Here is a 12,621-nt window from a genome sequence, read left to right as displayed (position 1 = left end):
TTTCTATACTTTTTGGCTATGGCGTCATGAGTCCGTCCTCTTCCTGATTCTTTTCTTTTCGATACCAGGTAGAGAAGATGTAAGCCAGAACGACTCCGTACGTCAGCTCCTGCATGAGCTTCATCACAATTCCGCCCAGCCGTTGATCCTCCAGAGGGAGAAGGGGAACGGCAAACATTGATTTGTCGATCGGCGTGGAAAAGAATGGAGCGCAGAGCATGGAAGGACCGTCTACATATGTCGTATACAACGGTGTTGCTGAAAAAATAATCAGTGCGCATGCAGGCGTAATCAAAACGCCGTTAGCAAAGATGTAGGCGAGCTTTTGCAGTTCCGACAGACGGTGAATTTCCGGTATGGGTGCGACAACAGGCATCCACATCAAAAGCGCAGTCACCAGCAGCAGTAAATGAATCAAATTATGTAGGGCCAGGTTGTTCATTGCCAAGTCTAAAATAACAGGCATATGGTAAAACGAGAACAGGGCATTAAACATGAGAATAGCAGGTATCGGATGACTCGCTATGCGCATGAAAAGCTTGAGCCCCCGGCGATAGAACAGGGAGCGGATCAACCATGACGGAGTCCCTGCCAAAAGCAGCAAGGGCATTACGAGATAGAGCAACGATTGCTGCAGCATGTGGGCGCTAAACAAAAAATGCCCAGCTACGTTCAAGGGACTTCCCATACTAAAGTAAAAACCAATTAAGCCGAGTGTGAAAAAAGTCTTTTGCTTGCGTGTAACAGGTGTGGAATCTTGAAAAGTTTGGCGTAATGGTCCGGTCAGTGAGAAATAAGCCAGACCGATCAAGAAGGTCAAAAGAATCAGCTCTGGATTCCATGTCGCCCGAAAGCCAAAGGTTTCAGTGAAATAAGTGAGGGTCATGCGATTACCTCCGTTTTCAAGGATTATCCCCAGTACTCATTATAGGCAATTAACTGGAAAAGCCTAATGACTCGTTCGGGCTATTTCTTCCAAGGGAACGGAATTCTTCACATATTTGTCACGTATGTCCAATATGAAAAGAGCCTCCCGCAAAGAATCGAGGGAGGCTACCGCACGTTATGATTTTTTCTGTTCTTCCAACCAAGCTTTCCATTCGCTTGCTTCGCGTCCGCCGACGAGTCGAGCTACTTCCTTGCCGCCCTTGTAATGAACGAGGGTAGGGGTAAATTCGATGTTGTATTCACCATAGCTGGCGTTAAATTCCAGCAAATTAAGCTTTTTCATATCGATGTCCAAGCTTTTCACGATCGGTACAAGGACGGGGGTAGTTGCTTTGCAGTGCTCACAAACCGGGCTGTAAAAGTAAACAAACGCATCCTCCTGATTATCGAGCTTACCTTTGAGTTCATCAGGCATAATGAGATTATCGTACAGGGGGTCACTCAATTGTTCGAGAGTAGCTGGGTGCAAATTGGCTTTCCCATAAGGGTTTCCTTCCGCAAGCTGACGGTTCGAAATGTCAGCGTACACGATCGCACCGATCAGGATCGCAGCCACAAGGATGGATAGAAAGATGACTTTCTTCATGAATCATTTCTCCTTTGCATTTTTCATAACGATGACAAGCAGGATGCTGATCAAGGTGAAGGCAATGAGAGCAAGGAACGGAATCGTGATAAAACCTAGCCAGTTAATATAGTCCGTGCTGCATGGCACAATGCCGCAAGCGCTGCCCAGATCTTGCAGGGCAGGTATTTTTTGAATCGAGTAATGATACAGCGATGTGAGTCCTCCGATGATGGAGAGAATCAAGGCGTACGACGCGATCTTGTCATCTTTCTTCGCGGAGGCAACTCCGAGTAGGATGACGAGCGGGTACATCAAGATTCGCTGATACCAGCACAGGTCACACGGTATGTACTTTAACACTTCTGAAAAAAACAAACTGCCTCCTGTTGCGATGAGGGAGACTCCCCATGCGGCAAACATGGCTTGTTCCACGATTTGCTGACGTTTCATATAAACACCTCGTCCATATCTTAACATATTACAAATCGAAAGTAGATTATAAAAAGTAATAATTTGTTGAACGAATGGGCTTGTCTCCTGCATCATACTGGATGCACTACCCGATGCGCTTGCAGCAGGTAGGAGCACCAGTGCGAAAGCTCCCAGTTTTCCTTAAGCATGATCAGTAGACCCGTACTTGTGGAGAGGATTGCCTATCCCGAATCGGTACGAATATGGATGGAAGAGAAGGCCACTCGACGAGCAGGACGCCTCGCCAATATCCTGCGCCACCATCAATGCCAACCATATTGTCTCTTTGCCAAGGACCGCTGCCTGAGTATTGAGGTAATCCTGGAACAGGGGTATGGCCAAAGATGACAGGGAGTTCTCCATCATAATAAAGGTAAAAAGGCTCGCGAATCCATAGTAAATCTTGCGGATTTTGTTCCTGCAAGGGGATACCGGGGCGAATGCCTGCGTGGACCAAAAGTGCGGCTGGAGCTCCTGTACGCGGATCGGCTGGTAGCTCAATATACAAAGGAAGAGACGACAAGGCTGGCAAAATGGTTGGATAGCGAGAAAGGATGAATTGCCGCGCTTCTTCTTGTTCCTGCAAAGAAGGCATCCGATTAAGAAAAGCTCGCCGAAGCGGGTGGTTTCCTAAAAAAGAACGAATGGTGGCATCACCGCCATTGTAGCGCAGGTATAACTCCGGATTGCCGTTGCCGGATAGCCAATCTGCAAGCATTTGCTCGTGGTTGCCTTTTATGAGATAGATTTGGCTCGGATACGCTTGTCGAAGAGCGAGTAAATCGAGCAGTACTTCCTTTGATTCAGGTCCTCGATCGATCATATCCCCCAATACGAACAGACGATCACCAGCTTGGGGGGAGAAGGAAACGTCCCGCAGCGCCTTTTGAAAAGCCTGATTCTGACCATGTATGTCCGAGACCAAATAAGTAGCCAAACAAGATCACCCTCCTCGATTACCCGTTATGCCTTTTAGTAGGATATGTTTGTGCAAAGTGGAGGGTGAAAGAGTGTGTCTCTTTCTCGTTTGAATAGATGGGTGCACATATTTTGTGAACGGGAATAGAGATACAAATGAGTCAAATACCCATACGGTGGGAGGATCAAACGACAGATGGCTACTTCCTATCGCGACTATACATCGCCAAATACTCAATTCACGTACGACATGAGAAATAATCTGTTTTTCAAAAAGGACGATCGGAATTTCATCGATTCCCTGGGGATCGCCCAATTAAATACATTAGGCAACAATTCGTTGTTGGATATTTTCTTGACAACCGGAAATGTTGTCGAGCCACACATTCATCAAAATGCAGCGGAGCTGGTGTACTGCATCGCTGGTGAGGCCATTGTATCCTTAATCAATCCTTTTACCAATCAATTGCTCAACTACAATATAAAACCGAGACAAGTTGCCAATATCCCACAGGGCTGGTGGCACTATGAAATGGCTTTGACAGACGATACGCATCTACTGGCTATTTTTGATGCGCCTATTCCTGAGGTGATCTTTGGCTCAGATATTTTGCGCTTAACTCCAGCGAGTGTGTGGGCACATACGTATTGTTTAGACGAAGCGAAGGTAAAAGAAACATTTGCGCCTATTACCCAAACCGTCGTGATTGGCCCGCCAGTAGGATGTCAGCAGCAGGGGCAGTTGCCAGATAGACCTGCCTCAAGTCAGTACCCGTACTATGGTTACTCGAGCCAGATGCCAGACGGTTACGGTTATTACGATGCCAACTATGTGCAGCAGGGTGGATATGGACAGCAGCCAGTCTATCAACAGCCGACCGGATTTCCGCAATATAGCAGGCACCCCTACCATACCGGATATCCACCACAGCCCGATTACCCATCCTATTAAATGGAAAGACAGATGGTGTCCTGGTGGGCAGGTCTCCCAAATCCGGCATTCTTCTATTACAATCAGGAGAAGAACATTTTCAAAAAAAGGGGAGACCATGATGGAACATCTGGCACACTGGTTGCGGACATCTTCCTTTACCGTTGTATTTACTGGAGCAGGCATGTCGACAGAGAGTGGCTTGCCTGATTTTCGTTCACAGTCTGGGCTATGGCGCGGCAAAGATCCGATGCAACTCGCGAGTACACGCGCGATGATGGAGAATCGGGAAGCGTTTGTGGAATTTTATCAGATGCGCATTCAAGGATTGATAACCTGCAAGCCACACGCCGGACACGAATGCTTAGCAGAATGGGAACGGCGTGGATTCGTTCATGGGATCATTACACAAAATGTAGATGGCTTTCATCAAGAAGCGGGAAGCTTGGCTGTAGCCGAACTCCATGGCTCCCTTGCGAAAATCCGCTGTCTCGCCTGCGGGACGGAGTATGCCAACACGCGTTATCTGGAGGAACAAGGGACGATCTGCGCATGCGGAGGATTTTTGCGTCCGGGTGTTGTCCTATTTGGGGAATCTTTGCCGCAATCGCAAGTCGATCAGGCCATCTCGTGGACCGAACAAGCCGATTTGTTCATCGTATTAGGTTCTTCGCTTACCGTGAGTCCAGCCAATTGGTTTCCGCAGCATGCAAAAGAAAGAGGGGCCAGACTGGTCATTGTCAATCAGGAACCAACCCCATTGGATGCATGGGCAGATGAGGTCATCCAAAATGAACGGATCGGCGAAGTGCTGAAAAGAGTAGGACAATCGTTAGGAGATTAAAAGCAAGCGTGCTCGATGAAAAGAGTACGCTTATTCTGATTGGGCTCGTTGACATGCCTTATTGCCGGTGACGCTTTCTATTTTATTTTCGTACATGTGTCATTATTACTTACTATTCTATATTTTACCATTAATGAGATAGTGTTCCAATGTTTGCTCCATCCATTTGAATCACCCTAGAGCTTGCGCGAAAAACATGATACCATCGAGTGTAGGATTCACATGGCATCTCGATAAGCAAATAGAAAAGAACAGGTGACGTTCATGCAAATATTATCAGTAGAAAACCTCTCCAAAGGCTATGGAGAAAAAGTATTGTTTGATAACATTTCCTTTCATATTGCCGAGCAAGAGCGCATTGGTCTGATCGGTGTTAATGGTACGGGAAAATCCTCGCTCTTGAAAATTGTGGCGGGCCTGGATACAGCGGATAGCGGGAAAATTGTTCACGCGAATCGTTTCCATGTGGAGTATTTGCCGCAAAATCCCGATTTTGACGAAAACTCCTCCATACTGGAACAAGTATTTTACGGCGATTCTCCGCTCATTCAGCTTTTGCGTGATTATGAAACAGCGCTAGAGGCTGTTCAGGAATCGCCTGACGACGAGAAAAAGCAGGCGCGATTGTTTGCTGTTCAAAACAGGATGGATGCGGCTGATGCGTGGGAGAGCAATACGCAAGCCAAAATGATCCTGACCAAGCTTGGCCTGCACAATTTCTCGCAAAAGGTAGGAGAGCTCTCTGGTGGACAAAAAAAGCGGGTAGCAATGGCACGTGCCCTGATTCAACCAGCAGACCTGCTCATTTTGGATGAGCCTACGAACCATATTGACAATGAGACAGTCGAGTGGCTGGAAGAGTATTTGTCCCGCTACAAGGGCGCTTTGCTGCTCGTCACCCATGATCGTTATTTCCTGGATCGTGTGACGAACCGCACGTTTGAGCTGGATCGCGGCAAGCTGTACAGCTATGAAGGCAACTACGCGATGTTCCTGGAGAAAAAGGCGGAGCGTGAAGAAAATGAAGCAGCCGTAGAGAGCAAGCGGCATAATCTGCTTCGACGCGAGCTGGCATGGCTTCGTCGTGGAGCAAAAGCGCGGACGACCAAACAAAAGGCGCGTGTGCAACGGGCTGAGGAGTTACGAGATAAAGTCGTAGATGGACCTGCTGCCAAGATGGAAATGGCACTCGGGGCCAGCCGTCTCGGTAAAAAGGTGATCGAGCTTACAAACATCAATAAAGCATACGGTGAGCGAAAACTGATCAACGATTTTAGCTATATTGTCCTGCCGGGTGATCGTGTGGGAATTATCGGGCCAAACGGAAGCGGAAAAACGACGCTCTTGAACATGCTTGCAGGAAGAATTCAACCGGATAGCGGTTCATTGGAAATCGGAACGACCGTAAAAATCGCCTACTACACGCAGGATAATGTTGAGATGGACGAAAAGCTGCGCGTCATCGAATATGTAAAGGAAGCTGCAGAGGTCATTCAGACGAGCAACGGGGAGTCGATCACGGCTTCGCAAATGCTGGAGAGGTTCCTGTTTTCGCCGCATATGCAATGGACACCGATTTCCCGCCTGTCTGGGGGAGAGCGCAGACGTCTCTATCTGCTCCGTACGCTGATGGGAGAGCCGAATGTGCTGTTTTTAGATGAGCCTACGAATGATTTGGATATTCAAACGCTCAGTATTTTGGAGGACTATCTCGAGCAGTTCCCAGGGGCAGTTATCACGGTGTCGCATGACCGCTATTTCCTCGATCGTACCGTTGACCATTTATTTGCTTTTGAAGGGCAAGGAGACATTCGTCATTACTACGGCAACTACTCCGAGTACTTGGAAGAAAGACGCCAGGAAAAAGCATCACAGGTGCAAGAAGCGGAGCAACAGGCAGAAAAGGCGCCAAGCAACAGCGGGGCTAATCGCGGCAACAACCGAACCCGCAAGCTGTCCTACAAGGATCAGAAGGAATGGGATGCGATTGAAGGCAAAATCGCGGCTTTGGAAGAGCGCAGTGTCAAGCTAAAGCAAGAGATTGCAGCGTCTGGCAGCGATTACGGCAAAATTGAAAAGCTCTATGCAGAAGAACAGCAAGTAGCGGCAGAGTTGGAAGCAACCATTGAGCGTTGGGCGGAATTATCTGCACTGGTAGAGGAATTGGAGCAAGGGAAATAATTAGTGGCGTAGCCAGTAATTGAGGGTTGGGAAAGCGACGCTTCCACCTGTAGACTAGAGTAGATTACTAGAGTAGAGGAGTCGCTGTCGTTGCCTGCCTATAAGTTAGACCCGGAATGGGTGATGTCTTACCTAGAGCTGCAAGAACAACAGCTCTCTTCCGAAGTGCATCCGGAGGATAAAGAAGTGATCATGAACAAGATCAGGGAAATGACGTTATCGATCATGTACAAGCAAGCGAGAAGATTTCTTGTATACTTGGAATCGGATGAAACGGAAGCAGAAAGAACGAAAAAGACTCATCTTATGTAAAGAAGACCCGCCTTGGTTAAGAGAGGCGGGTCTTTCTTATTGCTGTCTGATTCGAACGGGCGTACCAATGGGCACGATTTTTGCGAGAGCATTCACGTCCTTATTGTACATACGAATACAGCCACGAGATACGTACTTACCGATGGAGGAAGGATCGTTCGTGCCGTGAATGCCGTAGTGTGGCTTGCTTAGTCCCATCCAGAAGGTGCCGAATACACTCAAAGGTCCTCCCGGATAGGAATTCGGATAGGGGACTTTGTTGATGATGGTAAAATCCCCTCGTGGCGTCGATGTGGCGATTTTGCCCAAAGCAACAGGATACGAGCGGATGCGTCGGTTTCCATCGAACAGATCGAGACGTAGCTTCGCAATCGAGATGCGGATGTTGTAGGACGGCAGCTTCTTCACCTCCCCGACAAACGATACGATATGCCGCTGTTACTATCTTATGAAAACCAACGAAACCGGTACCTTTCCCATCCTGATTAATGTAGTTTGAAATCTAACGAAAACGTATCCGGATAGCGCAGGCCGTCACGATAGAACAAGGTTCTCACCCAGACGTACATCCGTAAAGGAACGGAAGGAAAGACGATGGCCAGCTTACCTTCTTCCAAGACAGGCAAATCGAGCGGGGATTGAATTTCATAAGGGACTCCTTCTTGATCAAGCAACGTTTTGTAATGTTGGGCCTCGCTCCAGCTAACAGGATAATAAAATGATCGCTCCATCCAATTCCAACACCTTTCCAGATTTCACTGCTTCCCATTGTATGCAAAACATTTGAGATAAAAAAAGAAACAAACGCCACAGGCATTGAAAAATAGGTAGTCCAATTGAGGTTTCAAAAGTGTCGTCTGGGCAAAAAACGTCATGATTTTCCCAGGAAATGCGTGTAAAGTGGAAGTAAGCACAAACTGGAGGGACACGGGAATGAAGCAGACACACTTGCACTTTAACATGCAAATAGGCAGAAAAAAGCCAGTGAGTGTAAACAACACAGAAACGGCCTGTCCTTTTTGTGATCGAAACAGTCTCACAGACTTTTTGGAGCAGCGGGGCTCCATGATTTGGCTCATGAACAAATTCCCTGTTCTGGAGGATACGCATCAAACTGTTTTGATTGAGTCGGATGAATGCCAAGGGGATTGGTCTGTCTATTCCAAAGAACATGTACGAGCATTGCTGGCATTCGGGGTGGAGAAGTGGCTTGAAATGGAGCAAAGCAAGTCTTATCGTTCCGTTCTGTTCTTCAAAAACCACGGCCCGTATTCCGGGGGCAGCATCCGTCATCCACACATGCAGATCGTCGGATTACATGACTACAACTATCTGGATCAGGTAAAAGACAGTGATTTTACTGGCATGACCATCGATCAAGAGACGGGGATTGAATGCAATCTGTCTACGCATCCGCGTGCAGGTTTTTTTGAATACAATGTCATTCTATCGGACTTTGATCAATTGCCGAAAATGGCAGACTACTTACAAATTTTAGCACATTGGATACTGACTCATGTCAATCCGCGCAACCAAAGCTACAATTTTTTCTTTTACCATTGGAGAGAAAAGCTGATCGCCAAAGTGGTTCCGAGGTTTGTTACCTCTCCTCTTTACGTAGGCTATTCCATTCCGCAGGTCGCCAATAATTTGGAAGAGATCGTCGATGAATTGCAGCGACGATACTTCTAATCATAGAAAGGGTGCTTACGCTTTGACGTATACGATCACGGCAAGAAAAACACTCACCTCAGAGGAACTGGCACAGATTACAGAATTGGTTGCGATTTGCAATGAACAGGATGGGATTGATCTCAAAGTAAACCCGGGTATGCTGGAAAAGCGTTCGGGAGAGCATGAAGAAGACTTTGTCTGTTATGCCGATGGAAAGCTGGTTGGCTTTCTAGGACTCTACGTGTTTCATGGCGGTGAGGCAGAAGTGAGCGGCATGGTCCATCCAGCCTACAGAAGAAAAGGCATATTCACAGCGTTGCAAGCACAAGCCGCAGACGCATGCAGACGAAGAGGCATTCCGGCGCAGTTGTTTATCGTTCAGCGAGATTCGCAAAGTGGCAAGTCATATATGGAGCGAATCGGTGGCCATTATCAATTCTCGGAATATTGGATGGATTTAGGAGAGAAGCAAAGGGCAACGGTTTCTGGAAACGTGCTGCTTCGACCGGAGGCCGCCAGCGACTATGAAACATTGATTTGGCTGAACGTCCATGGTTTTCAAATGGAGGAAGAACGGGCAAGGGAAATGGCCGAAAACATGGCGGGTGATCCCAAGTCCACCACGCATTTGATGATTGTCGATGATAAGGCCGTTGGTAAAATAAGCGTGAACAAAAATGAAGGCAAGGCGTTTATTTATGGATTTTGTGTCCACCCAGACTACCAAGGGAAAGGGTATGGACGCCAGGCTTTGGCACAAACGATCGAGATGCTGGGGAAAGAAGGATACCAGGACGTATCACTGGAGGTAGCCTGTGAAAACAGCAGTGCTTTGGGGCTGTATGAATCATGCGGCTTTTTTGTAAAGTCGGCCAATGATTACTACAAGCTGGTGTTGTAGCGGGCAAACTGCTTTTCACTATCTCTCGGGTTGGAAAATGGATTAGGTTACATGCTACGATAGAAGAGAAGCAAGTACGTTCCTCCTTCTTCGGCTTCTCGCCACTTTCTCGGTACTGAAAAGACGACTTTTTGAACATGCATAATAAGGAGTGACTCACTATGAAACTGTTGTCCATCGAACCGACGCCGAGTCCAAACGTCATGAAGCTGAATGTAGACGAGCGTTTGCCGGATGGGGTCCAACATGTCTATACAAAGAAAGATGCGAGTAAAGCACCAGAACTTATGAACAAGCTCTTGGAGATCGATGGGGTTACCTCCATTTTTCATACGGCGGATTTTCTCGCGCTGGAGCGAAAGTCCAATGCAGATTGGCAGCGTATTTTGACTGTCGCGCGCGAGGTTTTGCAAGCAGGTGGGGGAGCGGCTGTTTCTGACATGTCTGCGGAGGAAGCAGGGGCATTTGGAGAGGCGCAAGTGTACATTCAAATGTTCCGCGGTGTACCCATGCAGGTCAAGGTGACCATGGGAACGGAACAGATTCGTGCAGCGCTGCCAGAGCGTTTTGGCCAGGCAGCCGTGCGTGCAGGCTCTGCTTCGCCCAACCTCATCATGGAGCGGAAATGGGTCGAGCATGGCGTGCGCTATGGCGATTTGCGCGAGATTGGCGAGGAGGTCGCATTGGAAGTCGATGCCTCCTATCCGGATAGCCGTGTGGAAGAAATCGTGCAACAGGCCATGGCGCTTGGTCCCGGGGAAACTCCAGAGCCAGTCGTGCGTGAAAAGAAAGTCGTTACGCTGGAGATGCTCGATGATCCGGATTGGCAAAAAAGATATGAAGCGCTGGATCGAATGGAGCCTACCGAAGAGGATTTGCCTGTTTTGGAAAAAGCGCTCCGTGATGGCAAGCCGTCGATCCGCAGGCTTGCGGTTGTGTATCTGGGCATGATCGGTGGGGATAATGTCTTCCCGCTGCTGTTTGAAGCGCTCCGGGATGATTCCGTCTCTGTCCGACGCACAGCAGGCGATACCTTGTCTGACTTAGGTGACACGCGCGCAATTCTGCCGATGTGTGAAGCGTTGAAGGATAAAAACAAGCTGGTACGCTGGCGCGCTGCTCGCTACCTGTTTGAGGTGGGGGATGAAACTGCCTTGGACGCTTTGCGTGCCGCACAGAACGATCCAGAGTTCGAGGTCAGCTTGCAAGTCCAAATGGCCGTGCAGCGCATTGAAAGCGGTGAGGCGGCTAGCGGTACCGTTTGGCAGCAAATGACTCGCCGAAACGATTAGTCTCTGCTTCCAGTTGCGTAAGAGCTCTCTATCAAGCAGATTACTGCTAAAGAGGGCTTTTCTATCGTGTTTTCGTTGGCTGGATATACAGCGAATAGCGGGGCATACTGCTTCAAGAAGAGTGGTAAACAAGCTGGTTGATTAGGTAAATATTGGTATAAGCCAGTATAAAAATAGACACAGTTCAATAATGGTTGACTTCCACCTTATCCATCCCTTAGACTAGGATAGGGTTTAGCTTATGTATTCAACATCGCTAGTGCGTAGGGGAGATTGTGTATGACAACCAATCACTATGACGTTGTTATTGTAGGTGCAGGACTTGCTGGTCTTTCCAGTGCCGCCTACCTGTCGTCGAAAGGCAAAAAAGTTGCAGTTTTGGAACGCGGTCAATTGGGTGGACGTGCTGTTACACTGAAGATCAAAGGATTTAACTTCAACTTCGGTGCCCACGCCATTTATGCTCGCGACAGCTCCGTTTTGAGAACGTTTGAAAAAGAATTGGGTCTGAACATCGATTGGCAGGATTTCAATCCGACGAAAGCCAAGTACGATATTGGTAGCGATCTGACTGCAGTTCCGGCGAATGTACAAGGACTTTTCCAAACGAAGCTTTTAAAAGGCATGGACAAAGTATTGTTCACGTTTGAGATTTTGAAAACGATGCTAAAAATGGAAAAAGGCCATCCACATATGTCGATTCAAAAGTGGATGGAGAAAAAGCAAGTCAACGAAGAAGTGCGAGAAATGATGTTGACGCTTGCTTCTTCCAATTTCTTCACACGTGAGCCTGAAAAGATTCCTTCTGACGTATTCTTTGAGTACTACAGCCGTTTGTTTACAACAAATAAACCGGTAGCGTATATCGGTGGCGGCTGGCAAGCATTGATCAATGAATTCGTACGTGTGATTGAAGCAAATCAGGGTACGATTCTGATCAAAACCAAAGTAGAAAAGTTCCAAGTAGAGAACGATCGTGTGGTTGGAGTGGTGACACCGGAGGGCGAATTTACGGCGGATGAATTTATTTGCTGTATTCCGCCGAAGGAGATGGCGAAGGTCTTTGCGGAGACGCGCCTGGAGCATGCGATTGCACAGCATGCTGAATACGAGCCAACGGTTGTTATGGTGTATGACATTGGCTTGAAAGAGCGAATTGACGTACCGTTCTCCTACATCTACGAAAAAGCAAACAATATTTTCATTACCGATATTTCGTATTATGACCGCACTTGTGTACCTGAAGGCGGGCAGTTGCTGCAGGCGACTGCTTACATGCGTCAGGATGAAGTAGGAAACAAGGAAGCGGCCGAAATCCGCAAGCAAGAGATTGAAAACCTGTATGACAAGCATTTCCCAGGCTGGCGTGAGCAACTGGTTGTGCCGCGCGTTTCTGCTCGTGCAGTCGTACAGGAGATCAAATGGACCATGAATCAGAAGCCAATGCCGATTTTCATGCCGGATTACCGCAACCTGTTCTTTGCGGGTGACTGGTGTGAAGGACAAGGCCAGCTGTCTGAGCTGTCTTTCTCTAGCGCGATGAACGTTGCCAAGCTGATTTTGGAAAAAGAATAGGTCGAT

General features: G+C 47.8%; 14 protein-coding genes. 8 read left to right on the top strand and 6 right to left on the bottom strand.

What is annotated here, in order from left to right; translation table 11 throughout:
* Positions 1-16 precede the first annotated feature (16 nt).
* The 4 genes from ctaG to FB479_RS05335 form a co-directional block, all read right to left on the bottom strand.
* On the bottom strand, positions 17-886 hold the full coding sequence (gene ctaG, locus FB479_RS05350) for a cytochrome c oxidase assembly factor CtaG (protein ID WP_142063105.1): 870 nt from the start codon (positions 884-886) through the stop codon (positions 17-19).
* A 177-nt stretch (positions 887-1,063) separates the two neighbouring features.
* Entirely contained in the window at positions 1,064-1,534 is a 471-nt protein-coding gene (locus tag FB479_RS05345; RefSeq protein WP_142063103.1) for a thioredoxin family protein, read from the bottom strand.
* Between the two features lie 3 nt (positions 1,535-1,537).
* The gene (locus FB479_RS05340) at positions 1,538-1,966 is read right to left on the bottom strand and encodes a disulfide oxidoreductase (RefSeq protein WP_106656685.1); all 429 of its coding nucleotides are present in this window, start codon (positions 1,964-1,966) and stop codon (positions 1,538-1,540) included.
* Positions 1,967-2,138: 172 nt separating this feature from the next.
* Positions 2,139-2,924 (bottom strand): metallophosphoesterase family protein, encoded by a 786-nt coding sequence (locus tag FB479_RS05335; RefSeq protein WP_106656684.1) that lies wholly within the window; start codon positions 2,922-2,924, stop codon positions 2,139-2,141.
* A gap of 177 nt (positions 2,925-3,101) precedes the next feature.
* On the opposite strand from FB479_RS05335, the gene FB479_RS05330 reads away from it, so the two are divergent.
* The 4 genes from FB479_RS05330 (at position 3,102) to FB479_RS05315 (ending at position 7,173) form a co-directional block, all read left to right on the top strand.
* A complete protein-coding gene (locus FB479_RS05330; protein WP_142063100.1) occupies positions 3,102-3,857 on the top strand; it encodes a cupin domain-containing protein in 756 nt (251 codons plus the stop codon).
* A gap of 100 nt (positions 3,858-3,957) precedes the next feature.
* The gene (locus FB479_RS05325) at positions 3,958-4,680 is read left to right on the top strand and encodes an NAD-dependent deacylase (protein WP_106656682.1); all 723 of its coding nucleotides are present in this window, start codon (positions 3,958-3,960) and stop codon (positions 4,678-4,680) included.
* A gap of 264 nt (positions 4,681-4,944) precedes the next feature.
* The gene (locus tag FB479_RS05320) at positions 4,945-6,861 is read left to right on the top strand and encodes an ABC transporter ATP-binding protein (RefSeq protein WP_142063097.1); all 1,917 of its coding nucleotides are present in this window, start codon (positions 4,945-4,947) and stop codon (positions 6,859-6,861) included.
* Between the two features lie 90 nt (positions 6,862-6,951).
* Positions 6,952-7,173 (top strand): hypothetical protein, encoded by a 222-nt coding sequence (locus FB479_RS05315; protein WP_088906829.1) that lies wholly within the window; start codon positions 6,952-6,954, stop codon positions 7,171-7,173.
* A 36-nt stretch (positions 7,174-7,209) separates the two neighbouring features.
* Here the strand turns inward: FB479_RS05315 and FB479_RS05310 are convergent, their stop codons facing one another.
* The gene (locus tag FB479_RS05310) at positions 7,210-7,581 is read right to left on the bottom strand and encodes a L,D-transpeptidase (RefSeq protein WP_106656680.1); all 372 of its coding nucleotides are present in this window, start codon (positions 7,579-7,581) and stop codon (positions 7,210-7,212) included.
* Between the two features lie 77 nt (positions 7,582-7,658).
* Positions 7,659-7,904 (bottom strand): hypothetical protein, encoded by a 246-nt coding sequence (locus FB479_RS05305; RefSeq protein ID WP_106656679.1) that lies wholly within the window; start codon positions 7,902-7,904, stop codon positions 7,659-7,661.
* A 202-nt stretch (positions 7,905-8,106) separates the two neighbouring features.
* Between FB479_RS05305 and FB479_RS05300 the strand changes: the two genes are divergently transcribed.
* From FB479_RS05300 to FB479_RS05285, 4 genes are all read left to right on the top strand, one after another.
* On the top strand, positions 8,107-8,865 hold the full coding sequence (locus FB479_RS05300) for a DUF4931 domain-containing protein (RefSeq protein WP_142063094.1): 759 nt from the start codon (positions 8,107-8,109) through the stop codon (positions 8,863-8,865).
* Positions 8,866-8,887: 22 nt separating this feature from the next.
* Positions 8,888-9,748, top strand: coding sequence for a GNAT family N-acetyltransferase (locus FB479_RS05295; protein WP_142063091.1), 861 nt, complete (start codon positions 8,888-8,890; stop codon positions 9,746-9,748).
* A 161-nt stretch (positions 9,749-9,909) separates the two neighbouring features.
* Positions 9,910-11,040: a virulence factor gene (locus FB479_RS05290; RefSeq protein ID WP_142063087.1), complete on the top strand. Its 1,131-nt coding sequence runs from the start codon at positions 9,910-9,912 to the stop codon at positions 11,038-11,040.
* Between the two features lie 279 nt (positions 11,041-11,319).
* Complete coding sequence (locus tag FB479_RS05285; protein ID WP_106656676.1) at positions 11,320-12,615, top strand: phytoene desaturase family protein; 1,296 nt, start codon at positions 11,320-11,322, stop codon at positions 12,613-12,615.
* Positions 12,616-12,621 lie beyond the last annotated feature (6 nt).

It is taken from the genome of Brevibacillus sp. AG162 (assembly GCF_006715575.1).
GTDB classification, from domain to species: domain Bacteria; phylum Bacillota; class Bacilli; order Brevibacillales; family Brevibacillaceae; genus Brevibacillus; species Brevibacillus brevis.
Note: the sequence above shows the minus strand (reverse complement) of the source record. Positions and strands in the feature narration are given on the sequence as shown.

Coding starts and splice junctions, on each gene's coding strand:
- ctaG (WP_142063105.1), bottom strand. CDS start 886: ATGACCCTCACTTATTTCACTGAAACCTTTGGCTTTCGGGCGACATGG.
- FB479_RS05345 (WP_142063103.1), bottom strand. CDS start 1,534: ATGAAGAAAGTCATCTTTCTATCCATCCTTGTGGCTGCGATCCTGATC.
- FB479_RS05340 (WP_106656685.1), bottom strand. CDS start 1,966: ATGAAACGTCAGCAAATCGTGGAACAAGCCATGTTTGCCGCATGGGGA.
- FB479_RS05330 (WP_142063100.1), top strand. CDS start 3,102: ATGGCTACTTCCTATCGCGACTATACATCGCCAAATACTCAATTCACG.
- FB479_RS05325 (WP_106656682.1), top strand. CDS start 3,958: ATGGAACATCTGGCACACTGGTTGCGGACATCTTCCTTTACCGTTGTA.
- FB479_RS05320 (WP_142063097.1), top strand. CDS start 4,945: ATGCAAATATTATCAGTAGAAAACCTCTCCAAAGGCTATGGAGAAAAA.
- FB479_RS05305 (WP_106656679.1), bottom strand. CDS start 7,904: ATGGAGCGATCATTTTATTATCCTGTTAGCTGGAGCGAGGCCCAACAT.
- FB479_RS05300 (WP_142063094.1), top strand. CDS start 8,107: ATGAAGCAGACACACTTGCACTTTAACATGCAAATAGGCAGAAAAAAG.
- FB479_RS05290 (WP_142063087.1), top strand. CDS start 9,910: ATGAAACTGTTGTCCATCGAACCGACGCCGAGTCCAAACGTCATGAAG.
- FB479_RS05285 (WP_106656676.1), top strand. CDS start 11,320: ATGACAACCAATCACTATGACGTTGTTATTGTAGGTGCAGGACTTGCT.